The following is a 21,957-nucleotide window of genomic DNA, read 5'->3' as shown; positions in this document are numbered from 1 at the left end:
GCAATCTTTTCCGCTCTGCAGCATCAGCGCAATGGGAAATCCCGGTTTTCTTCGAAATCACTGCTCTTTTGCCGATCGCGGCGCCGGATTATCATACTGCGACTATTCAATTCGGTCACCCGGCATTCACTCTGCACACATTGGGAACAAAGTTCCCGCCGCCGAAGCGGGAGACATTGACATGCCAATCCCAAGCCGGAATACAGAGCCAAAAGCAATTCAGGTGTCATAGATTTCATGGATTTTTCGGATAAAAGCGAGCGTTTGCAGTTCCTGAAGGAAAGCGAGGCGCGCTGTCCGATTCCAAATTGGGACAAAGAGCGGCTGGCGCGGCGACGCTGGGTTCTCAAGCACGCAGGAACCGGCGGCGTCGGGGCCGAGATCGGCGTGTTCCGCGGCCAGTTTTCCGCTTTGATCTGCGAAATCGCAAAACCCCGCGCGCTTTACCTTGTTGATCCCTGGACAACGCTGGGAGAAACCTTTGGCTGGGGCAAGGAATATACCAGCTTCGACAAGCTCACGACGCTCAGCGCGCGGCAGGAAGCCCAGGCCCGGGTGGCTGATTTTCCCGAGGTCACCTGCCACATGATCGAAGCAACCTATCCAGCCTGCCAGGACCGTTTGCCGGATCAGCTTGACTGGGCCTATCTCGACGCAAGCCACAAGTACGAGCCCACGCTCAATGAATTGCGCCATCTGGACAGCCATGTCACCCCTGACGGCGTGATCATGGGTGATGACTGGGATCCCAATCCCGAGTCGGCCCATTACGGGGTGTTCCTGGCCGTGCAGCAATTTGTTCGCGAGAGTGCCTGGGAGATCGTGGCGGCCGGACATGGACGCCAATGGGTCCTGCGTCGTCGAAACCCGTGACGGGCCGGGGCGTTTAGCGCGCTGTCCTGCGAAACAGATTGCCGATCGTCTCGAAGACCAGCACGAAATCGTAGCACAGGCTCTGATGGCGCTGGTAGATCAGATCCAACCGTGCCTTGGAGGGGACGCAGATCCGGTCATAGATCGCATCGGTTTCCTCCGGCGTCGCGCAGCGCGCCAGCAGGCCTGCCTCGTGCCGGTGATAGACGATCGAGGCCAGCCCAGTAACGCCGGGGCGCGATTTCAGCACCTGCGCGTAAAGCATCGGGTGACGTTCGACATATTGCCGCAGCGGCGGGCGGGGGCCGACAAAGCTCAGATCGCCGCGCAGGATGTTCCACAGCTGCGGAAACTCGTCGAGCCGGGTGCGGCGCAGCCAGGCACCGGTCGGTGTGATACGGGCTGCCTTGTCTCCGCCCGAAACACCGGCATCGCGATCCACCACCGTCATGGTGCGCAATTTCCACAGGTTGAATCCCAACGCGGGCGTTTTCATCCGCTCGGCCACATAAAACAGCGGCCGGCCCTGCCGGATCAGCAGCCAGAGCAGCAGCCCCAGCAGCAGCGGCCCCAGGATCGCCACCAGAAGGGCCGCGAAAAACAGGTCGAAAAAGCGCTTGGTCCAGGTCATGTGCGCCCCGTCTCTTGGGTCATAGTCTCCTCGTTCACATAAGGTTCTAATACGCGCCATTGTGCCACCATCTGTACAGGGTCAACCTGTTCTGCGGGGACCGGGGCGATCTGTTGCAGGGCGCGCGTGTCCAGCCGGACCTCGGCAATGGCGCTTCCCGGCGCCGGGCGCGGGGTCCAGCGCAGATAGGCTGCATCGAGCAGCGCCCCCATCTCGACCACTTCCGGTGCGGCGATGTTCAGGGTATCGGGCAGGCGCGGGGCGGCCAGGACGCCCGCCAGCACGCGGGCCAGGCTCTGCACTCCGATATAAGAGCGGCGCGGGCTGTGCCCGTCCCCAAACACATCCAGCTCAAAACCGGGCCGCCAGCCGCCCAGAATGGCATCCAGCCCGGCGATGTTACCGATCCGCAAGACGCAAAGTTCCACCCCCAGCTCCCGCGCCAGTGCTCTGCTGCGTGCTTCCATCCGAACTTTGGCATGGCCATATGCGCTCACCGGCTGCGGCGGCAGGTCTTCGGATAAAAGCCCCGCCCGGTCGCCATAGACCGCTGCCGAGGAGGCCAGCAGAACCCGTGCGCCGGTTCCCTCCGCCGCGCGGATGGCGGCCTCGGCCAGGGTGGTGTTCTGGTGCAGGTCTGCGCCGCGGCCAGGGATCACCCCCGCCAAGCAGAGCAGGGCTGACCGCCCCTGCATGGCCCCGCTCAGGGTGTCCGGGTCCTGCAGCGGGTCGAAGAGGGTCCAGTTCAACGCCGGGGCCAGCTTGGGGATCAGCGCCGGTTTGCGCCGGGCCTGCCACAGGACCGGCCCGGCGCTGGCCTGCCAGCATTGTTGCAGAACCCGGCCGAGCCGGCCCGTCGCGCCAAGCACCAGGGTTTCGGGAAGGGACATGACACTCCTTTGCTCAGATCGATATTTCCCGCGCCACCCGCGTCCTAGCCGGGCAGCGAGATCCAGCGGTCCGAGGGTACCAGGCTGTTCATCTGCCTGATATGTTCGGGCAGGCAGCGGGTCATGAAATCGTATGTGCCCACCACATGCGCGCGCGCCGCCGGGCCGATATGGGCATAATCGCCGGGATTGGCCAGCACGTCGATCACCTGATCGGCCAGTTTGCCGGGATCGAAGAAATCGACCAGCAGCCCGGTCTCGCCATGGCTGATCGCCTCGCGGACCGGGGCCACATCCGTTGAGACCACCGTGGCCTGCATCGCCATCGTCTCCAGCAGCGACCAGGACATCACAAACGGCATGGTCAGCGCGATATGGCAGCGGCTGAGTTGCACGATCCGGCAATATTCCGTGTAGGGCACCCGGCCCAGGAAATGCACCCGGTCCCAGTCGAGCATGTGGCCGACCTCCTCCTCCATCTCGCCGCGGAACCCGTGCGGATGGGTGCTCTTGCGCCCGTAAGAGACCTCGTCGCCACCGATCACCAGCACTCGGGCATTGGGGCGCGTTGCAAGGATCTTCGGCAGCGCGCGCATGAAGATGTGAAAGCCCCGGGCGCGTTCCAGGTTGCGCGCCATATAGGTAAACACCTCATCCTTGCGGGTGATCGGCTGCCCCAGACGACTCAGGCTCAGGCTGGCTTTTGGATCGGGACCCAGCAGATCGGTGCGGATGCCGTCATGACAGGTGTAGAATTTCGAATGGAAGCTGGTCGGGAACGTATTCTTTTGCCATTCGGTGGGGACATGGCCCAGATCCACACTCTGGATATTGGCGAAGGGGACCATGTTGCGGGCATGGTTGATGAAGGGCGCGTGCTCCGAAACCGGGTCGTCGGGGTCGAAGCCCACCAGCCCGCCCTGCATGTTGTAGAAATATTCGAAGAAGCCCAGGATCGGTACGTCCGGCCAGATCTGCTTGAAGAAGCTCAGCTCACCCCAGCCGGTATGGCCAAGCACCAGATCGGGTCTGAACCCGTGTTCGCGGTCCAGCTGCCGCGCCGCCATGGCCGCGCCAAAACCTGCGCCAGCGGCCTCCTCCCAGACCTTGGACAGGCCGTAGGCATCCTTGGCGGGGCGGTGATGGGGTTTGTAGACCACGGTTTTCACCCCCGCGAGCTGCGGTGCCGGGTTGCGCTGGGTCAGAAAGACCAGCTCATGCCCGCCTTGCGCGGCCAGCCACTGGAGCAGTTCACGGTACTGGCCCGGCATGTTCTGATGTACGAACAGGATCTTCACTTCAGCAGCCCCGCAAGATAGGCGCCATAGGCGTTCTTGGAAAACATCCCGGCGCGGGCGCGCAGATCATCATCGCTGATCCAGCCCGCCTCATAGGCGATCTCTTCGGGGCAGCCGGTCTGCAGGCCCTGGCGTTCCTCCAGCGTGCGCACGAAATTGCCCGCATCCAGCAGCGACCCGTGGGTGCCGGTATCGAGCCAGGCATAGCCGCGCCCCATGGTTTCGACCCTGAGCTGACCCTCTTCGAGATACATCTGCAGAAGATCGGTGATCTCCAGCTCACCGCGGGCCGAGGGCCTGACCCGACGCGCGCGCGCAGGCGCGGTGCCGTCCAGAAAGTAAAGCCCGGTGACCGCATAGTTCGAGGGCGGCTCGGCAGGCTTTTCGATGATTTCCTTGGCCTGGCCGTGGCCGTCGAAATCCACCACGCCATAGCGTTCGGGATCGGCCACGTGATAGCCGAAGACGGTGCCGCCTTGCGGCTGCGCATCCGCCGCCGCCAGCAGTTTCGGCAGACCGTGACCAAAGAAGATATTGTCGCCCAGCACCAGCGCGCTCGGGCTCCCCGCCAGGAACTCTTCGGCCAGGATAAAGGCCTGCGCCAGCCCGTCGGGGCTGGGTTGTACCACATAGGTCAGCGACACGCCCCACTGGCGGCCATCGCCGAGCGTGCGTTTGAACTGATCCTGATCCTGCGGCGTGGTGATCACACAGATCTCGCGAATGCCCGCCAGCATCAGCACCGACAGCGGGTAATAGATCATCGGCTTGTCATAAAGCGGCAAGAGCTGCTTGCTGACGGCCATGGTGATCGGATACAGCCGCGTGCCGCTGCCGCCCGCCAGAATGATCCCTTTGCGTCTGCTCACCGGATCTCTCCCAAATCTGTCAGAATATCGCGTAGACCTGCCTTCCAGTCCGGACGGCTAATGCCGAAAACGGTCTGGAGTGAGGAACAATCAAGGCGGGAATTGAGCGGCCGGCGCGCCTGGGTCGGATAGCCGCTGCTGGGAATGTCCTCGACCGCGCATTCGATGCCTGCCTGCACGAATATCTCGCGCGCAAAATCGGCCCAGCTGGCATCCGGGTGGCCCGCAAAATGATAGAGGCCAGCCTTGCTCGGATCGCGGCCCAGCTGCCCGGCCATCTCCAGACAGGCTGCCGCGATTGCGCGCGCGGTCGTCGGGCCGCCGATCTGGTCGGCCACGATGGTCAGGTGGTCACGCTCTGCCCCCAGTCGCAGCATGGTCTTGACGAAATTCGCCCCATGACATGATACCACCCAGGAGGTGCGCAGAATGGCCGAGGCACCGCCCGCCGCAACGATCGCCTGCTCGCCCGCCAGTTTCGAGCGCCCATAGGCCCCCAGAGGCCCGGTTGCATCCTCGGGTGTCCACGGGGTCTCGCCCGCCCCTGAAAACACGTAATCGGTTGAGATGGAGACAAACGGAATGCCCAGAGCCGCGCAGTCCCGCGCCATTTCGCCCGGGGCCGTGCCGTTGATCACGGTGGCCAGCGCCTCGTCTTCTTCGGCGCGGTCCACGGCGGTATAGGCGGCGGCATTGATCACCGCCTGTGGCTGCGCCGCCCGGATCGCCGCCGCGCAGGCGCCCGGCTCTGCCAGATCGGCCGCCGCCCGGTCCAGGCAGGTCACCTCCTCATGGTGCGCCAGTTCCCGCGCCACCTGTCCGGTTTGGCCGAAAACGAGAATACTCATGGGTGCGGCCTTAGAACCTCGGGCACCGGAAATGGTCGACAGGTGCGCGATTTGTGGTCAAAAAATCGGAGTCTCATGCCTCCGGCGGGGATATTTATGGCCAGATGAAGCATGCGGATCAGGCCTTGACCCCCAGCCGTTCGCCGACCCCCGACCGGTCCTGCAGCGCGCGCCACCAGGCCTCGTTGTCGAGATACCATTGAACGGTTTTCTCCAGCCCCTGTTCCAATGTCACGCTTGGCCGCCAGCCCAGCTCGTTGCGGATGCGGGTGGGGTCGATGGCATAGCGCAGATCGTGGCCGGGTCGGTCGGTGACAAAGCGGATTTGCTCTGCATAGGGCCTGCCTGCGGGTTTCTTGCGGTCGAGAATGGCGCAGATCATCCGCACCAGGTCGATATTCTTCACCTCGTTCTCGCCACCGATATTGTAGCTGCGCCCCAGCGCGCCCTTTTGCACCACGGCCAGCAGCGCCTCGGCGTGATCCTCGACATAAAGCCAGTCGCGCACATTCTCGCCCGCGCCATAGACCGGGATCGGTTCGCCCGCCAGCGCGTTCAGGATCACGACGGGGATCAGTTTTTCGGGGAAATGATAAGGCCCATAATTGTTCGAGCAATTGGTCAGCACCACCGGCAGCCCGTAGGTCTCGTGCCAGGCGCGCACCAGATGGTCGCTGGCGGCCTTGGAGGCCGAATAGGGCGAGCGCGGGTCATAAGAGGTGTCTTCGGTGAACTGGCCGTCACGATTGGGATCGGGGCCCAGCGAGCCATAGACCTCGTCGGTCGAGATATGGTGAAAACGGAAGGCCAGCGGCTTTCCCTGCCCCACCCAATAGGCGCGGGCAGCTTCCAGCAGCGTATAGGTGCCGGTCACATTGGTCTCGATGAAGGTGCCGGGCCCGTCGATCGAGCGGTCCACATGGCTCTCGGCGGCCAGATGCATCACCGCATCGGGGTGATGGTCGGCGAAGACCGCATCGAGGGCGGCGCGGTCGCGGATATCAGCCTCTACAAAGGTATAACCAGGTGCGTTGGCAACGGGGGTTACGTTATCCAGGCAGGCCGCATAGGTCAGCGCGTCGAGATTGACCACCTGATGCCCGTCGCGGATCGCTCGACGCACCACTGCGGATCCGATGAACCCGGCCCCGCCGGTGACCAGCAGCTTCATGCCGCACCCTCCCAGACAAAGGGGCTGTCAAAATCGGCCAGCGCGGGGGCAGCGGCGTCCTTGTCACTCAGCACCGGATCGCCGTGGACACCCCAGTCAATGCCGCAACTGTCCCAGCGCACCGCGCCGTCGCAGTCGGGGGCGTAGTAATCGGTGCATTTGTAGCAGATCTCGGTGCCGGGCTGGCGGGTGACGAAGCCGTGCAGGAAGCCCTTGGGCACCAAAAGCTGCTTGCCGTTCTCGGCGCTCAGTTCCACGCCCGTCCAGTGCCCGTAGGTGGGGCTGCCCTTGCGGATATCGACCACCACGTCGAAAAGCGCCCCGCGCCCACAACGCACAAGCTTGTCCTGCGCGTGGGGCGGCGCCTGAAAATGCAATCCCCGGATGGTGCCGGGCCGGGACGAAAGCGAATGGTTGTCCTGCACGAAATCCAGTGTGATCCCGTGTTCAACCAACAGGCGCTTGTTCCAGCTTTCGCTGAAGAATCCCCGCGCATCACCAAATCGTGCGGGGGTCAGGATCCGCACACCCGGCAGGGCGGTCTCGTCAACGTTCATTTCTGGGAACCTTCTCGAAACCTCTCCGGTTTTCATAGCAACGCATGTAGGGGATGTCACCGCGCCGTTTCAGATCTTTGTCATCGGTTCCACCGGCGCCGGGGCGGTGGTCGGAAAATACTCGGCCCCGAAAATCTCCGGATGCTGGATGGCAAGCGACACTTCGGTAATGTGCAACGAAAACTCTCCGGCCAGCCGCGGTGCGGTGCCATTGCGTATCGCCATGGCCATTTCGGCAATCCCCAGCGCGAAATCCATGGGATAGCCCCGTTTTGCCGTGGAGATGCCGCGGGACGGTTCAGGGCTGATCCGCCTGCCGAAATCAAGCCCGAAAAGCTTCTTGGCCCCGCGGCGCAACCGGGTTGCGGGCACCGGCGAGGACCGGACGCGCGCGGAGAAGTTCCAGGTCTCATCCAGGCTGAGCACACCATCCTCGCAGATGATCCGGAACTGGTGGTCATGCGGCGCCAGGATGCTGTTGGTCAGCCGCGCGGCCAGACCGCCATCGAACTCCAGACAGGCGGTGGTGAAATCCGGGGTCGAATAATCCGGCGGTGTGTGCGGGCCCTTGTCGCGGACAAGGCAACTGGCGAAAGAGACCAGACGACGCACCGGCCCGAACATGCCGACCATCCAGGTCAGCGCGTAGCCGGCATGTTCCAATGTGCATCCGGTCTGAAATTCGTTCTCTGCCGGCCAATAGGCACCCGACGCGGTTTTCCAGTTTTCATAGCCGATCCGGTGCACCATGCCGTCATCCATCTCGGCATAGATCAATCGCGGTTCTCCGCGCTCACCATGGCGCACGGCCTGATACAGTGTCTGTGCCGCAGGCCCCAAGAAGCTGGACGGTGCCGAAACCACCTGGAGCCCCTGTTTTTCAGCCAGTTCAACCAGATGGCGCGCTTCGCCCAGATCAAGGGCTAGGGGCTTTTCGGAATACACGTGCCGCCCCGCCTCCAGGCATCGTTTGGTGACCGTGTAATGCTGATCGGGTGGGGTCAAATTGACCACGATCTCGACGTCGGGATCAGCCAGCACCGCGTCGATGCTGCCGAATTCCGTGAGGTCATAATATTTCGCGAATGTCCTCTGCCGGGCTGTATCGATGTCATGGACGCCGCGCAGGTGCAGCAAATGGGTCCAGTTGGCAAGCGTCGCCTGGTACAGATCAGCCACATATCCGCAGCCGACAAATGCAATCCCGACATGTCCTGAACTGCTGGTCATCGGAGTGGATGCCTCTTGCCGCGCCGGAAGCGGGAAGTTTCTGAAGAAGTCAATTTATAAACACGTAAAAAATGCGTCGTCACTCAGGCAACCCCTTGCGGTCAGCAATTATGACCATTTCACCGGATGTTACAATCTTTGCCGGAGGGGCGCGCGACTTGTGTTGATCCGGGTGTCCTCGGCTTACGCTTTTTTGTCCGGGTGTTTCAAGTTTGAAAAGCGGGGCCCTGACGCGCGGACGCGCCTGCCGGGTCGGGATCGCAATGGTGCCCTGCGGCCGTCAGCCACGCGGTTTGCCCGATGGTGCCGAAGGGGTATGAGCCCACCTTTTTATGAACAATACCTTAATTTTAACCATATTGTTCCTTCTTCTGTTGACAGTCTTCCCCGGTGGGGCGCAAATCCCCGTTCAAAGAGCGTCCTGACTTTCCATAGATTTAAATCGGATGTAGTCTCGGAAACTGAAACTCGGTTGTTTCGGCAGATTATCTTCGCTCGGGAGTAGTGTTTTGGGCCGAATATTGCTTCTGTGGTCTGTAAGAAAAGAACCGTGTGGAAGCTTCGTTTTTAGCCTCGGAAGCCGATAAAGACGTATGAATAAAGTTATACCGCCTGACAGAAAACTGGACATGCGCTTGCCGAAAGCTGCGGAATCCCCACCCAAGACGCTTGAATTCTTGGATGTCGTGCAGGCGTTTCGCCATCGCATGGTTCTGATCACGATGATGGGGGTATTGTGTCTGGCGCTTGCGATCTACTACCTCACGACCATCACGCCGACCTACACGTCGGGCGGTCAGCTGCTGCTGGGTGGTCAGGGGTTGAGCGAGCAGAACTCGTTTGACCTGGTCGAAGCCCAGGTGCTCAGCAATGCGGTGATCGAAGGCGAGATCGCGATCATGCGATCCAACGACATCCTGATCAACGTGGTGCGCAAGCTGAAGTTGGACGAAGATCCTGAATTCAACCCCAGCCTCAGGGAAGAAAACGTGCCGAACCCGGCGCTCACCTGGCTCAAGACAACAGCGAAATCCATTCTGAGGCCGTCCCAGCCGGAAAGTGATGGCATTGCGACCGCAGGCGGGGTGGGGAACCAGGAAATTCTCGAAGCGGCATCGCTTAACGAGCAACTGGTCGGGGACCTGGGTGCCGCTGTCGGCATCGTCCGAAAGGGGTTGTCCATCCGCCAGCAGGGCACATCCTTTCTGATGTCGGTCCAGGCCACCTCCGAAAGTTCGCAAAAGGCGGCGGCTATCTCGAACACCGTCATGAGCGAATATATTCGTTTCCTCGCCGACAAGCGGTTCCAGGCGGCAAGCCGATTTACCGGCTGGCTGGAAGGGCGCGTGGAAGAGCTGGCCAACAATGTCGAGGCTTCGGAACGGGCCGTTCTGGAATTGCGCAGTGCAATGGAAGCCGATGCCGATAATGGTGCGCGCTTGGACCAGCAGATGCAGGAATTCACCACAAAGCTGGTGAATGCGCGCGCCGAGCTGGCCCAGGCCGAAGCTCAGATCCGCCGCGCAACGCTGGTGAACGAAGCCGAGGGTCCTCTTGCGACCGCCAATATCCTGACCAGCGATGCCCTTGTCGACTTTCGCCGGACGCTTGTTGAATTGAGACGCGAGGAAACCTCTGCAGCCTCGGGCTTTTCGGACGAGTCCGCGCAGGTGGCATCGATCCGGCGCGCGATCGCGCGCACCGAAGCGGATCTGGCCACCGAGGTTGAAAACCTGCTGCTGCAACTGAACAACCGCGTCGAGACCCTGCGGCTCAACGTTAGAACCCTGGAGATCAGCCTTCGGAGTTTCGAAGGCCTGAACCTGGAGCGGTCCAGACAGTTGATCGAACTGAACCAGCTGCAGCGCGTGGCCGATATCAACCTGCGTGTCTACGAGGATTTTCTCGGGCGCTACCGGGAAATCAGCGAATTCCAGAAGATCCCGATCTCGGATGCAAAGGTCATCCGCTACGCGACCCCGCCCAGCAGCCCATCGCATCCGCGCAAGAAGGTCGCTGCGGTCCTGGCCCTGATCGGTGGCCTGACGCTTGGTGCGGCATTGGCGTTGGCGCTGGAATGGAGGCCCAAGAAGCTTTCGGCGACCCGACAGATCTTCAGCGCGACGGGACTGGCCGTTTTCGGCAACACGCCGCGCCTCAGAAAAACCGGTTCGGTGCAGGACCTGCTCCGGCGATTGTCGCAGGATGGCGACCTGGCCCGGGCCGCCCTGAACCTGGCCGACAATATCAACCTGCATAATGAGCAGTCCCTCAGGTCCATCTTCTTCACGTCCTACAATGCAAATAACAGTAAGACGTTGACGGCCGTGCTTCTGGCCTGGGCGTGCGCCCAACGCGGCAAGAAATGTGTTCTGGTGGACGGCGATTTCCGGACCGCGCAGCTGACCGCAAGCCTCGGTGTGTCGGACAAGGCCAGTTTCTTGTCGGCTATCCACAGCCAGAAGCCTCTGAACGAATGTGTGGTGGCCACGAATTCCGATGGCGGTTTCGATTGTATCGGAACCCAGAGGTCCGCGGCGGATCCTTCGATCATCTACAGTGCCGAACGGGTTCAGGAACTGATCTCATTGCTGCGCAAAGTCTATGATGTCGTGATTGTCGACGCGCCGGGCCTTGAGGATGTTTCAAACAGCTTCGCCACTTTAAGCCCCCAGGATTTGGGTATTTTCACCATCGAAGCCAACAAGGTCACCTTGGGCAGCATCACCGATAGTCTGAATATATTCAGGGACATGAAGCTTGGCGGCGCCGGTATTATCCTGAACGGACCTGCTTGAGCCATTCGCAGCTGGCCTGCACGCGGCCAGGACCCGCATTTTCGGGTGCGAGACCGAAGCACGCCCCGCAACAGGAACAGATAGGACCGAGATTTGAGACCCATATCTGCGGAAGACGCTCAAAAGACCGGCTGGGACGTCATCTTGGTCGGGTCGAGCTTCGCTGCGTGCTTTTTTTCCTACAAGTTGAAGGGCAGGGGGCTGAAGGTCCTTTTTGTCGAACGCGGCCCCTTTATCGATCACGTCACGCAGCTTGAAAATCGCCTGAACCCATCCTTTCCCGGCGTTGCGCAGGAGAACAGTTCCGGGCAGCGCAAGGATTGGACCGTGCGCCATCAATTCGGTGGCTGCTCGAACTGCTGGTGGGGGAATACGCCGCGCCTGCAGCCCAGCGATTTCGAACTGAAATCGCGCTACGGCGTGGCCCAGGATTGGCCGATCTCCTATGCCGAGCTCGAGCCCTACATGATCGAGGCCGAATATCTGATGGACATCGCCGGCTCGGATGAGGCCGGGTATGCGCCGCGCAGCGCGCCCTATCCGTTTCCGCCGCATGTGCCGACCCGCGCCGAACGCAGGCTGTTTGCGGAGGAACCGAGCTGGCAGCCGATGCCCTGCGCCCGTTCCAATGGCGGTCGGCGCGCCAATTGCTGCGTGTCGGGGGCCTGCAACCTGTGCCCCATCGATGCGAAATTCACAATCCTGAACGCGCTGGACCTGTTCGAGGATGAGGGGTTCCATTACCTGCTCGACGCAGAATGCAGGACCGTCGAAACCGCCGCTGGCCAGGCGACGGGCATTGTCGCCAACGCTGCCGAGGCCGGTCCGGTCACGCTGCGCGCCGATTTCGTCGGTCTGGGGGCCAACCCGATCTACAATTCCGCCATCCTGCTGCGCTCGGGCATCGGCTCCGATCTGGTTGGGCGCGGCATCCATGAACAGCTGGGTCAGTTCGTCTGGGTCGATATCCCGTTCGACAATTATTATGGTGGAACCTCGCTGACGGGCATGGGCTATGGGTTCTATGATGGCGATTTCCGCCGTGAGGCGGCCTCGGTGATGATCGAAAGCTGGAATGCGCCACAATCGCTGCGGCTGGAGCGCGGAAAATGGCTGCACCGGCTCAAGCTCAAACTGGTGGCCGAGGATCTGCCGCAGGCCGATAACCGGGTTGTCCTGAAAGAGGACGAACCGATCATACAGTGGACCGGGCATAGCGATTATGCCTATGCGGGCCTGGCGCGCGCGCGCGAGATGTTGCCTTCGCTGATCCCGTTCGAACATGAGATCGTCAGATTTGGCGGGTTCGAGCCGACCGAGGCGCATATTGTCGGCGGAACGCCCATGGCAGCAGACAGCGCGGGCGGTGTCGTTGACAAGGCCTGCCGTGTCTTCGGGGTTGCGAACCTGGCCTGCCTCGGTGCGGGCGCCTTCACCACGGGGGCCGCCGCCAACCCGACGCTGACACTGTCGGCGCTGTCTCTTTATGCGGGAGAACGGCTATGAACAGAGGACGCCGGATGTTCCTGATCGGCGGTGGCGCCGCCGCCGCGCTGGTGGCAGTGCCGCTGTCACTGGGTGGCACGACCGCATTTCTTCGACGCACGCTTCGGGATCATTTCGGACCCGAGGTTTTGCAGCTTGAGGGCATCGATGATTTCGTCACCGAATTTGCCGCCCTTTCCGGAGAGGGCAGCCCGGCCAAAAGGCTGGCCGCAGAGATGTATTTTGCCTGGCACGGCGACAGGCTGCGCATGATCGGCCCGGCAGCCGCGCTGCAGGACCGGTTTCTGTATACGATCCTGACCAGAAGCAACATTATCGCCATCCAGCAGCAGCGGGAAACCCAATTCGACTATGGCTCGGTCGATCCCTGGCTGCCGGAATGCGATCCCTACCTGTCTGCCGTGGCTGACGAGACGCTCTGAGGTTCGGACTGGCCCGACAGGATCCGTCCGGCAGCCGAAGGCGTGCCGAAATCCGGTAGCCGGGCGCAGTCGGCAGGCAGGCTCATGGTATCGCCATGCCGCCACCCAACCAAGGACGACCCGCTTCCTGTCTGCAGCGTGAAATGCAGATCCGCATCCCGGGTGTCCTGCAGAAGCTTGACGATGTTGGGGTGCCGGACACCGGGCAAATTGGTTATGAAAACGCCCACCGGGGTACAGCGGACCGTCAGTTCAAAATCGGCGGGATCTCCGATCAGGGGTCTGCCAGTCCTGTGATCAAGGCTGAACGACGGCATATTCGTGCCGCGGGAATACAGAAATTCCGAAAACCGTGGTTTGTTATAAGCCAGATCGAAGTCACCCAGCCATTCGACAGCGCGCATTTCCTCTTCGGTTACAATGAGCGCATTGTCCGCGAGCCATGGTGCAAGCAGGGTCTCTGCATCTGTCCATTGCCAGCGCGTTTTGCCCAGCAGCATGTTTTCGTCTTTTCCCAGCATCAGCTTGGTACTGCGAATAAAGGCCGGATTGGCAAAGACGACAAACCCTGCTGCAATGATCAGCATCAGCCAGACGAATGGCTTTTTCCACGAGGCGGGCAACAGGAACGACATCGCCTCACCCGCGTCGTCTTTCAGTAACCGCCACAAAGCGGGAAAAACAGCCTGCAGGCCGATCCCCCAAAGCACGAAAAAGAACGGCATCGTCGGATACAGATAGCGGATGTTCTTCAGCCCGCCGAAAGATTGCAGCACGAAGGTCGTTGCAAACAATATCAGACAGAAAGAAGCAGGCACAAAATTTGCCCGCAACGCGATGATGGCGATGACCGGGAATAGCGGCCAGAAGGTCGGGTAGTTGTCCCGGAAATCCCGGTGATAGAACGTGGTGTCGTTCGCGGGCGGCCAGGGTTCCCAGTTATACGTGGTCCAGAGCCATTTGAGCTCGGCGGCAAAAACACCGCTCAGCAGGACTGCCGCGACCGCGACCAGCACGAGGCCGACCAGCCACCACAGCCGCGGATATGCCCGCAGCCAGCCCGGCGCAAACGCCAGAAGAACCCAGAGCCCGACTGCGCCTATGCCCACTGCCGTCAATACCTGAAGGTCGAGGGCAATGAGAAAGAGAACAGCCGCAGCGGCCAGGGCCGCCAATTGCCATGCCAGCGCCCTGAATTCGACCAAGGCGACATAGACGAGCAGGGCTCCTGCCACAAAAAGCATGCCCTGCAGCGAATAGAACCGGATATATTGCGAGACCTCGATGCCGTTCGGCCAGAACAGCAGAAAAACCAGCGCGATCAGGGCGGTCGCAATGCCGCTGACGCGATAGGCCCAGGCCACGACCAGCGACACCAGAAACGCACCGGGAAGGATCGACGGGATCAGGCGTGCGGCGGTGGCGGATTGCTCCCCCATGATTCCGAAACTCAGCGCGATCAACTGACTGAAGCGGGCGGCCCGGTCATAGAGACCGTCCAGAACGGCAAAACTCCGGCTCTCCTGCCAACTGACAGAGGGCAGATACTGATACAGCTCGTCATAGATCAGCGGATGATCGATCATGCCGATCCGGGTGAGCAGAGCCGCGGCAAACGCAACCACAGCGATCAGCACGAGCGCAACGAGGCCTGTTCCGGGATGATCCTGGCGAGTGTGAACGCGTTTCTGTTCCGGTTTATCGGTCACTGACATTTTCCTATGGGCCGTGCAGGGCTTTTAGAACGCCTGGGGTGCCAGGGTCCGCACAAGCCCGACCGGCCAAAATCGATTTCGGGCCTGCTTGAAGCTGCGGGGAACGGCATGTTCCGTCAAAGCACCATTCGGGTGTGCGATTGCAAATTGCGACCAAACTCCATTTCCGTCTGCCGCCACTTGGCATGTGAAATCACACAAGCAGACGGCCGCCGATAATGTGCAAGTGAAACAGGGCCTTCGCCATTCGTCAATTCGAAGGAGGCGCTGTCACCTTCCGACCGCCTCAATGGCGCGCGACGCGGAACAATATGCCCGCTGGGCAAGAAATGGACGCGGTTTCAGACAAACCGGCTCTTTCGTTTCGATCCGAGCACGCAGCAGCGTCACCGCGCAAATCCCGAATCGGCGGTCCGAAATGGCGGGTCTTCGTATGCGCCATTTAGGCCGCGAGGCGGTTTTTCGTTGTCGCTTCCGAACCGCGGTGTTGATATGAAAAGGAATTCAAGGACGGTATCGGAAAGAGGGGATGCATTGGACAGCGACGGCTTTGCGGAAAACGGACCATCCCGACAGGTCTGCAGCCTGGATGGTCATGCGCACCTCCATTCCGATTTCCCCATTGCTCAGATGCTGGACAGCGCCTGTCGCAACATGGGGTTGGCCGGCTTTGTGGTGCATCTGAGGGCCGTGCAGATCAGAAAACGCCTGATCTGACCCGTGCCCGCGACGCTTGGCCATATCGGGATCCAGTATCTGGCGACGAAGGCGTGCCTGCCCAAAGCCGATGTGAAATGGATCCTGGCCGGGTGCGTCGTGCCGGATGTTCCGTGGATCCTGCAACGGGCAGCCATCGGCGTGACCGGCGCATCGTCGGTGGAGCTGCGGCTCTATTTGATAGCCCAGAGCACCTTGCTGGTCACTGTGATTCTCTGTGCGTGTCTCGCGCTGTTCAGCCGGACATTCTGGTCCGCCTTTGCCGTTCTGGCGATTGGAGCGGTCCTGCATCTGGGCCTTGATGCCATGCAGACGAAATGGGCGAACGGGGTTGTTCTGCTGGCTCCGTTGCGCTGGGATCTGTCGAATTTCGGTCTGTTCTGGCCGGAAGATTGGTCGACCCATGCGCTTTACGCCCTGTCGGTTGCGGTTGGAATCTGGATCTGGATAAAGGAACCCAGATCCGGCAAGGACCTGCTACTGCCCGGCGGCTGGCGGGCGGCGGCGGCGGCGCTGCTGCTGCTCGCATATGCCGGTCTTCCGGTCTTTATGAAAGACGGCGCGCGGGCGGCGGACCTGCATTTTGCGGCAACGCTGCAGGATGTTGAAAACAGGGCGGGCAAGCCGATCGAATTCGACCGGAGCCGCCTCGATATCCGGCCTGACGGCGCCCGCCTGCATGTCTGGACAGGGGAAGAGTTCCGGTTGAGCGCGCCGTCGCCGCTTCGGGGTGACGTGGCATCGATCCGGGGGAGGTTCGAAACGTCAACGACGATCCGCGTCGCGGAGGTCCATATTCACCCTTCAGGCATCCGCAACATCGCTTCTTATATTGCTCTTCTGATGATCATCCTGTGGTGGGGCCTCTGCATCACGGATCGTCTCCGTATCTGATCCGGGCGCGGTTGAGGGCCGGCCGCGCAGGACCTCTTCGATTTCATAGCTGCGCAACCTTCGGCTGGACGAGAAGATGATGATCTCGCCCACCAGGCCCAGGGCCACGATCTGAATACCCAGAACCAGCATCAGCACAGCAAAGACCAGGGCCGGGCGGTCCGCGAGTGGGGTCCCGAAAAAGAGCCGCTCAATCACCAGGTACGCGGTCAGCAGCGCCCCGATCAGAATGAGTGGAACCCCGACGGAACCAAAAAAGCGCAAAGGCCGCCTGAGGTATTTCAGCCCGACAAACAGCGTCAACACATCGACCAGGGCCCCCACATGGGCATTCGGTTTGAACTTGTAGATATTTTGAACGTCGACATCCTTCACGACGGGCAGATCCACCTCTTGGACATCATAACCTTCCGAGGCGGCGATCAGCGGCAGGAAATGCTGCCTGACGCCCAGCTCGGCCACCCGCAGAAACACATCCCGGCGCCCGGCCCGGGCGCGGCAGAAGACATCTTCGAATTTCTGCTGAAAGAGCAGGTTCAGAAGGCCGTGCGTGGCGCGGGCCCGGAGCTTCTGCATGCCATTCCGGTTGAGTTCACCCCGCCGTCCCACGGCCATGTCGGCCGGTCCGACCGCTTCGATCAGGCTGCTGATGGACCCGGGATCAATCTCTGGCCAACATGGCAAGGTCAGGACAATGTCACCAACTGCCAAACCGATCCCCTGCTTGATCGCGGCGTCTTCGCCATTCCACGGCCGCTGCGGAAAGAGCTTCAGGTTCGGCCAGTGCGCGTCCAGCGGCTCCAGCACGGCGCGGATGCCGGAAGAGGCATGTTCGAACACGATGATCATTTCGTATGGTTCGGGCCGCGCGTCCAGAACGGTCCGATACGCGTTCAGCAGATCGGCCAGGCCTTTGCCGTCGCCCTCCGCGCTGACGATGACCGAGACCAGCCCGGTTGCGGTCGCCTCGGTTGCGGTCGGGTTCTGGTCGTGCATCATGTCAATCCCTCTCCGGCAGGGCGCGCGCGGAATGCCCCCCTAACCAATACAGTTCGGCGGGTCCGATCTGGCGATGTATCAGGGCACACACCACGCCGATTAAAAACAAAAACAACGTCAGCGATCCGCAGAGCATCGCAACCGACGTGTACACCATCACACTGCCCGACCCGGTCGCCCCCGTCCCGAACAGGATCGGCCAGGCGGACAGAAGCGCCATAACGACGGCGGCGGCGGCAAGCCCGGTAAAGCGGCGCATGGGCCGGCGGGCAAAAAGAAGCAGGGTCTTGATCGCGATCAGGTCCAGCAGAACCTTGAAGATCCTCGACAGCCCGTATTTCGACTCTCCGAACTGGCGGGCATGATGGCGCACGCCCACTTCGGCGATCCGGGCGCCGACGGGAAGTGTCATGGCGGGGATGAACCGGTGCATGTCGGAATAAAGCGGCACGCGCTTGATGACATTCGCCCGGTATACCTTGAGCGAACATCCGTTATCCTTCACCGGCAGGCCCGTGACCTTGCCGATCAGCCGGTTGGCGATCATCGAGGGCAATTTGCGTGACAACCACTTGTCCTGACGGTTGATCCGCCAGCCGATCACCATGTCATAACCCTCGTCGATCTTCGCCAGCATCATCGGAATGTCGGCGGGATCGTTTTGCAGATCGCCATCCATGGTCACCAGGACCGCGCCGCGCGCGTATTCGATACCGGCGGTCATCGCGGCGGTCTGTCCGTAATTCTTTCGGAACTTCAGCACAACGACCCGTGGATCCGCGGCGGCAAGCTCGGACAATTTCTGAAAGCTCGTATCCGTCGATCCGTCATCGACGAAGATCAGTTCGAACGGCAACCCGGCGGCATCCAGGGTGTCGGCGACCTTGCTGTAGAGCAAGCCAACGCTGTCTTCCTCGTTCAATATGGGAACAATTACAGAATATCTGACGGCCAATGCCTTACTCCCGCTCCAACATCTAACAATTCAAAATCTTAAACACGTTACCAATATGGGCCGTTGCTGCCGGGCGCGTTGACCCTAGCAATGGGGGGAGGTGAAAGCAATTCTTGAAAAGAGTGCGGCCATTCAACTGCCAATCACAAAAAGAGTGAACCTGTAGTGACCGCAGCACGGTGTCGTGTTCACGACAGGTGTAGAGAACTCGAATTTTTCGCGAGGTCATGGATAAGGTACTGTTTTATATAGTGATATTTTAAAAAGATTGTTCGATTCTTTTGGGGCCTGTCGCGTGTCCCGGCACTCAGGTTTTTTCGGAGAATTGGCGAAATGCCTTTTTAACGTCGAACAGCTTAGAACTAATCCTGCCTGCAACTGTGGAATTGTTCGCAATAATTGCGCAGTCCGGCTTGCATCCACTCCACTCTATTCGACGCGCCGGGTGTCAGAGGCATGACCCATCGCAGCACGGTTTCACCAAGGAAGATGGTCCCGGCACCGATTGGTATCCGCCTCGGGGCAGGCTGGCGAAAAAGTCCCTGCTTGCGGATATGGACGCGAAATCAAAGTGGGTCACAGTCTGTTTTGGATGATCCAGGCGCTTACGGGGCCAGGCGTTTCGACCGCCGCAAGAAACGGCATCCGGATACCAGGTGAGGCCATCTTTCTGACTTGGAAATACGCGTTTCACTTCTGTATTGTACTTTATGCACATACAGCTACTTGACCAAAGTAATTGGCGCGCGTTTGATACGCCGAAAATGCAGGCACATACCGGGTACGGGCATCTTTGCACCAACGAAGACGGGCTTGCGGACACGGCGGATTGGTATGTCAAAGAGGGATGGCTCTGATGGATGACCGGCACACAGGGCAAACCCGGCGGCGCGCGGATATGCTTGTCGTTGCGCCACATCCGTTCTTCACGCCCCGCGGCACACCGTTCAGCGTCTATTATCGCACGCTGGTTCTGGCCGAGGCAGGTGTCCAGATCGATCTGCTGACCTACCACCCCGGACAGGACGTGGATATTCCGGGCGTCCGGATCGTGCGGATCCCGCGCATCGGGTTTCTCGAACCGGTGCCGATCGGGCCTTCCGTCAAGAAGCTGTTCCTCGACGTGTTCATGCTGTTCTGGACTATCGGAATGCTCATCAGGCACCGCTACGGGCTGGTGCATGCCCATGAGGAATCCGTGTTCTGGTGTCGGGCCCTGAAACCTTTCTTCCGATTCCGGCTGATCTACGACATGCATTCCAGCCTGCCCCAGCAGCTAGAGAATTTCGGGTTCACGAAATCGAAGATACTGATCGGGATCTTCCGCTTTCTGGAAGACAGCTGCCTGAAGGCGGCCGATGCGGTGATCACGATCTGCCCCGACCTGCGGGACTATGCGCTGCAGCAGGGCGTCGCGGAGGATAAGCATTTTCTGATCGAAAACTCGATCTTCGACGATGTCAGGCTGGCGACGTCACCCAGCGCGCCCGTGGCGGTGGATTCGGATGCCGAGGATGTCGTGTTTTCCGCACAGACCCCAACAATGGTCTATGCCGGAACATTCGAAAAATATCAGGGCATCGACCGTGTCATCAAGGCGTTTGCGCAGATCACTGACCGGCACAAGCAAGCCAGGCTGGTACTGGCCGGGGGCACGCCCGAACAGGTGGCCGCGATGAAGGCGGTGGCCGCCGAGGCGGGCCTGTCAGATCAATGCGTGTTCACCGGCCGGGTACCGAAAACGACGGCGCTGCGGCTCAACAGAGAGGCGGACGCGCTGCTGTCGCCGCGCATCGACGGCACCAACACGCCCCTGAAGGTCTATGAACAGCTGGCCAGCGGAAAACCCCTGATAGCGACACGGATTTGGTCGCACACGCAGGTCCTCGACGATGACTATTGTTTTCTGGTCGAGCCGACGCCGGAGTCGATCGCCGAGGGCATGTGTGCGGTGCTGGACAACCCGGACGAGGCCGGACGGCGCGCCCGCAATGCCCGCGCGCTCTATGACCGGAACTACGCCCGCCCGATCTATGAGGCCAAAATACGCGCGCTGTTGAGCGCGGTTGGTTATAGCGATGCCACCCCGGTGCCATCCCCCCCGGAAGAAGGCCAGGCAGGGACGGTCTCTTCGGGGTCGGAATGAGGGGCGACGGGCCTGCTGTCAGGGCGGCAAATGCCTGAATTTGTTTCACATTGATTCCATTTTCCGACCCGGGGGCGGCGGCAGGCAGAAAATACCTGCGCGGGCTCAGGACACGAAGCGCGCCGGTTTGGGTCACCGTTTCATCTGCGGAAACAATCCCTGTGTGTTTATGGCACAGAGTTGATTTGCTCTCGGGGTCGTCTTAGCTGTAAAGATAGTGTTGGGGGGCTAAGATTGTTTGTTTATTTTAGCCATCGGTAGTGGTGTAGAATTGTCCTGGGGGGACTCTGCACCGTTTGTTTTGTAGTGGGTTGGGGTATATGTCGACATTTTTGGAAGAATTTGACGGTCCGTTGGAGGCCGATCTCTGGCTGGTTTCGGATTACGCGTTGCCCGGAGGATGGATCGACACCGCCTGGTCACCCGCCAATGTATCCGTTTCAGCCGGTCAACTCACCCTCTCGCTGGATAACCAGCCACTGGACGGCAAATCCTTCACCGGCGGTGAAATACGCACGATCGAGGATTACAGTTTCGGCAGCTACACCGTCACCATGCGGACCGCCAGCGGCAGTGGCGCCAACTCGACCTTCTTCCTCTATTCTCCCCAGACCGAGATTGACTTCGAATTCCTCAGCAGCGACCCGACCAAGGCCCTGCTGACCTATCACTTCGAAGGCGACAGCGTGGGCGAAATCGTCGACCTGGGCTTCGATTCCTCTACCGGAATGCACGACTACACAATCGAGTGGGGCCCGGATTCGATTTCGTGGTATGCCAACGGGGTTCTGCTGCATTCGGTGACCGACCCGGTTGATCTTGATGTGCCAACCGCCGATGCGCAGATATTCCTGAGCCTCTGGCATGGCACGCCAAGCTGGATGGGCGATCCCGACTTCGCCCCGTCCACATCCGCCATCTACGACGCCGTGAGCTTCGCTGCACGCACGGCGCCGATCGCGCAGGACGATTGGGTTGTTCTGGCTGACGGCAGCCCGTTCCAGCTGGACATGCTGGCCAATGACACCGATCCCGACGGCCCGGCACTTGCGGCCGACGATATCGTCATCACCCAGGCACCGGCCTTCGGAACGCTGTCACAGGATCCCGGATCCGGAGCGTTCACATACACCCCGGACGACGCGAATTTCGTGGGCGTGGACCGGTTCGAATACAGCGTTTCGGATGCGAACACTGAAATGTCCAACACCGCCTGGGTGACCATTCAGGTCGGGCTGGACCCGATCGACCCCGAGGCGGTGCAGCTGACCGGTGGCGATGACGACAACCTGGCGCTGATCAGCGGCGGGTCGGATATCTTCGACGGGCTGGCGGGCGATGACACGCTCTATGGCGGCGATGGCGGCGACCGGCTCTATGGCAATATCGGCAATGATGTGCTGAACGGCAATGACAGCGGCGACAGCCTGTATGGCGG

At 60.7% G+C, this 21,957-nt stretch carries 19 protein-coding genes; 8 read left to right on the top strand and 11 right to left on the bottom strand.

Features of this window, described 5'->3' with window-relative positions; genetic code table 11:
* Positions 1-237 precede the first annotated feature (237 nt).
* Positions 238-873 carry a class I SAM-dependent methyltransferase gene (locus AB1E33_RS27850; RefSeq protein WP_372580484.1) on the top strand — a complete coding sequence of 212 codons (636 nt, stop codon included), beginning with the start codon at positions 238-240 and terminating at the stop codon, positions 871-873.
* A gap of 13 nt (positions 874-886) precedes the next feature.
* Here AB1E33_RS27850 and AB1E33_RS27845 read toward each other — a convergent pair whose 3' ends face one another.
* The 8 genes from AB1E33_RS27845 to AB1E33_RS27810 form a co-directional block, all read right to left on the bottom strand.
* Positions 887-1,504, bottom strand: a complete 618-nt coding sequence (locus AB1E33_RS27845; RefSeq protein ID WP_372580483.1) for a sugar transferase — start codon at positions 1,502-1,504, stop codon at positions 887-889.
* Positions 1,501-2,394, bottom strand: a complete 894-nt coding sequence (locus AB1E33_RS27840) for an NAD-dependent epimerase/dehydratase family protein (protein WP_372580482.1) — start codon at positions 2,392-2,394, stop codon at positions 1,501-1,503. The genes AB1E33_RS27845 and AB1E33_RS27840 overlap by 4 nt, the downstream gene beginning before the upstream one ends.
* Before the next feature lie 44 nt (positions 2,395-2,438).
* Positions 2,439-3,692 carry a glycosyltransferase family 4 protein gene (locus tag AB1E33_RS27835; RefSeq protein WP_372580481.1) on the bottom strand — a complete coding sequence of 418 codons (1,254 nt, stop codon included), beginning with the start codon at positions 3,690-3,692 and terminating at the stop codon, positions 2,439-2,441.
* Complete coding sequence (gene rfbA / locus AB1E33_RS27830; protein ID WP_372580480.1) at positions 3,689-4,561, bottom strand: glucose-1-phosphate thymidylyltransferase RfbA; 873 nt, start codon at positions 4,559-4,561, stop codon at positions 3,689-3,691. The genes AB1E33_RS27835 and rfbA overlap by 4 nt, the downstream gene beginning before the upstream one ends.
* Positions 4,558-5,409, bottom strand: a complete 852-nt coding sequence (gene rfbD, locus AB1E33_RS27825; RefSeq protein ID WP_372580479.1) for a dTDP-4-dehydrorhamnose reductase — start codon at positions 5,407-5,409, stop codon at positions 4,558-4,560. Before rfbD ends, rfbA begins: the two co-directional genes overlap by 4 nt.
* A gap of 118 nt (positions 5,410-5,527) precedes the next feature.
* Positions 5,528-6,580 carry a dTDP-glucose 4,6-dehydratase gene (gene rfbB, locus AB1E33_RS27820; RefSeq protein ID WP_372580478.1) on the bottom strand — a complete coding sequence of 351 codons (1,053 nt, stop codon included), beginning with the start codon at positions 6,578-6,580 and terminating at the stop codon, positions 5,528-5,530.
* Positions 6,577-7,137 carry a dTDP-4-dehydrorhamnose 3,5-epimerase gene (rfbC, locus tag AB1E33_RS27815; RefSeq protein WP_372580477.1) on the bottom strand — a complete coding sequence of 187 codons (561 nt, stop codon included), beginning with the start codon at positions 7,135-7,137 and terminating at the stop codon, positions 6,577-6,579. Before rfbC ends, rfbB begins: the two co-directional genes overlap by 4 nt.
* A gap of 69 nt (positions 7,138-7,206) precedes the next feature.
* Complete coding sequence (locus AB1E33_RS27810; RefSeq protein WP_372580476.1) at positions 7,207-8,367, bottom strand: Gfo/Idh/MocA family protein; 1,161 nt, start codon at positions 8,365-8,367, stop codon at positions 7,207-7,209.
* 629 nt (positions 8,368-8,996) lie between these two features.
* Here AB1E33_RS27810 and AB1E33_RS27805 point away from each other — a divergent pair.
* From AB1E33_RS27805 to AB1E33_RS27795, 3 genes are all read left to right on the top strand, one after another.
* Complete coding sequence (locus AB1E33_RS27805) at positions 8,997-11,165, top strand: GumC family protein (protein ID WP_372580475.1); 2,169 nt, start codon at positions 8,997-8,999, stop codon at positions 11,163-11,165.
* Between the two features lie 93 nt (positions 11,166-11,258).
* Positions 11,259-12,671: a GMC oxidoreductase gene (locus AB1E33_RS27800; RefSeq protein ID WP_372580474.1), complete on the top strand. Its 1,413-nt coding sequence runs from the start codon at positions 11,259-11,261 to the stop codon at positions 12,669-12,671.
* Entirely contained in the window at positions 12,668-13,093 is a 426-nt protein-coding gene (locus AB1E33_RS27795; protein ID WP_372580473.1) for a hypothetical protein, read from the top strand. Before AB1E33_RS27800 ends, AB1E33_RS27795 begins: the two co-directional genes overlap by 4 nt.
* Here the strand turns inward: AB1E33_RS27795 and AB1E33_RS27790 are convergent.
* Positions 13,060-14,802: a hypothetical protein gene (locus tag AB1E33_RS27790; RefSeq protein ID WP_372580472.1), complete on the bottom strand. Its 1,743-nt coding sequence runs from the start codon at positions 14,800-14,802 to the stop codon at positions 13,060-13,062. The two genes, AB1E33_RS27795 and AB1E33_RS27790, sit on opposite strands and share 34 nt — an antisense overlap.
* A gap of 540 nt (positions 14,803-15,342) precedes the next feature.
* On the opposite strand from AB1E33_RS27790, the gene AB1E33_RS27785 reads away from it, so the two are divergent.
* Positions 15,343-15,525, top strand: a complete 183-nt coding sequence (locus AB1E33_RS27785; protein WP_372580471.1) for a hypothetical protein — start codon at positions 15,343-15,345, stop codon at positions 15,523-15,525.
* A gap of 3 nt (positions 15,526-15,528) precedes the next feature.
* Positions 15,529-16,419 (top strand): hypothetical protein, encoded by an 891-nt coding sequence (locus tag AB1E33_RS27780; protein ID WP_372580470.1) that lies wholly within the window; start codon positions 15,529-15,531, stop codon positions 16,417-16,419.
* Here AB1E33_RS27780 and AB1E33_RS27775 read toward each other — a convergent pair.
* Both AB1E33_RS27775 and AB1E33_RS27770 read right to left on the bottom strand, forming a co-directional pair.
* Positions 16,330-17,418: a glycosyltransferase family 2 protein gene (locus AB1E33_RS27775; RefSeq protein WP_372580469.1), complete on the bottom strand. Its 1,089-nt coding sequence runs from the start codon at positions 17,416-17,418 to the stop codon at positions 16,330-16,332. The genes AB1E33_RS27780 and AB1E33_RS27775 overlap by 90 nt on opposite strands.
* Position 17,419: 1 nt before the next feature.
* A complete protein-coding gene (locus AB1E33_RS27770; protein ID WP_372580468.1) occupies positions 17,420-18,373 on the bottom strand; it encodes a glycosyltransferase family 2 protein in 954 nt (317 codons plus the stop codon).
* Between the two features lie 856 nt (positions 18,374-19,229).
* Between AB1E33_RS27770 and AB1E33_RS27765 the strand changes: the two genes are divergently transcribed.
* Both AB1E33_RS27765 and AB1E33_RS27760 read left to right on the top strand, forming a co-directional pair.
* Positions 19,230-20,519, top strand: coding sequence for a glycosyltransferase (locus tag AB1E33_RS27765; protein ID WP_372580467.1), 1,290 nt, complete (start codon positions 19,230-19,232; stop codon positions 20,517-20,519).
* Positions 20,520-20,839: 320 nt separating this feature from the next.
* The coding region (locus tag AB1E33_RS27760) for a family 16 glycosylhydrolase (RefSeq protein WP_372580466.1) at positions 20,840-21,957 on the top strand (1,118 nt) is incomplete at its 3' end.

It is taken from the genome of Ruegeria hyattellae, assembly GCF_041537925.1.
Taxonomy (GTDB): Bacteria; Pseudomonadota; Alphaproteobacteria; order Rhodobacterales; family Rhodobacteraceae; genus Ruegeria_C.
The sequence above is the reverse complement of the archived record's forward strand: the minus strand, read 5'-3'. Positions and strand labels throughout refer to the sequence as shown.

Coding starts and splice junctions, on each gene's coding strand:
- AB1E33_RS27850 (WP_372580484.1), top strand. CDS start 238: ATGGATTTTTCGGATAAAAGCGAGCGTTTGCAGTTCCTGAAGGAAAGC.
- AB1E33_RS27845 (WP_372580483.1), bottom strand. CDS start 1,504: ATGACCTGGACCAAGCGCTTTTTCGACCTGTTTTTCGCGGCCCTTCTG.
- AB1E33_RS27840 (WP_372580482.1), bottom strand. CDS start 2,394: ATGTCCCTTCCCGAAACCCTGGTGCTTGGCGCGACGGGCCGGCTCGGC.
- rfbD (WP_372580479.1), bottom strand. CDS start 5,409: ATGAGTATTCTCGTTTTCGGCCAAACCGGACAGGTGGCGCGGGAACTG.
- rfbB (WP_372580478.1), bottom strand. CDS start 6,580: ATGAAGCTGCTGGTCACCGGCGGGGCCGGGTTCATCGGATCCGCAGTG.
- rfbC (WP_372580477.1), bottom strand. CDS start 7,137: ATGAACGTTGACGAGACCGCCCTGCCGGGTGTGCGGATCCTGACCCCC.
- AB1E33_RS27810 (WP_372580476.1), bottom strand. CDS start 8,367: ATGACCAGCAGTTCAGGACATGTCGGGATTGCATTTGTCGGCTGCGGA.
- AB1E33_RS27805 (WP_372580475.1), top strand. CDS start 8,997: ATGCGCTTGCCGAAAGCTGCGGAATCCCCACCCAAGACGCTTGAATTC.
- AB1E33_RS27795 (WP_372580473.1), top strand. CDS start 12,668: ATGAACAGAGGACGCCGGATGTTCCTGATCGGCGGTGGCGCCGCCGCC.
- AB1E33_RS27775 (WP_372580469.1), bottom strand. CDS start 17,418: ATGATGCACGACCAGAACCCGACCGCAACCGAGGCGACCGCAACCGGG.
- AB1E33_RS27765 (WP_372580467.1), top strand. CDS start 19,230: ATGGATGACCGGCACACAGGGCAAACCCGGCGGCGCGCGGATATGCTT.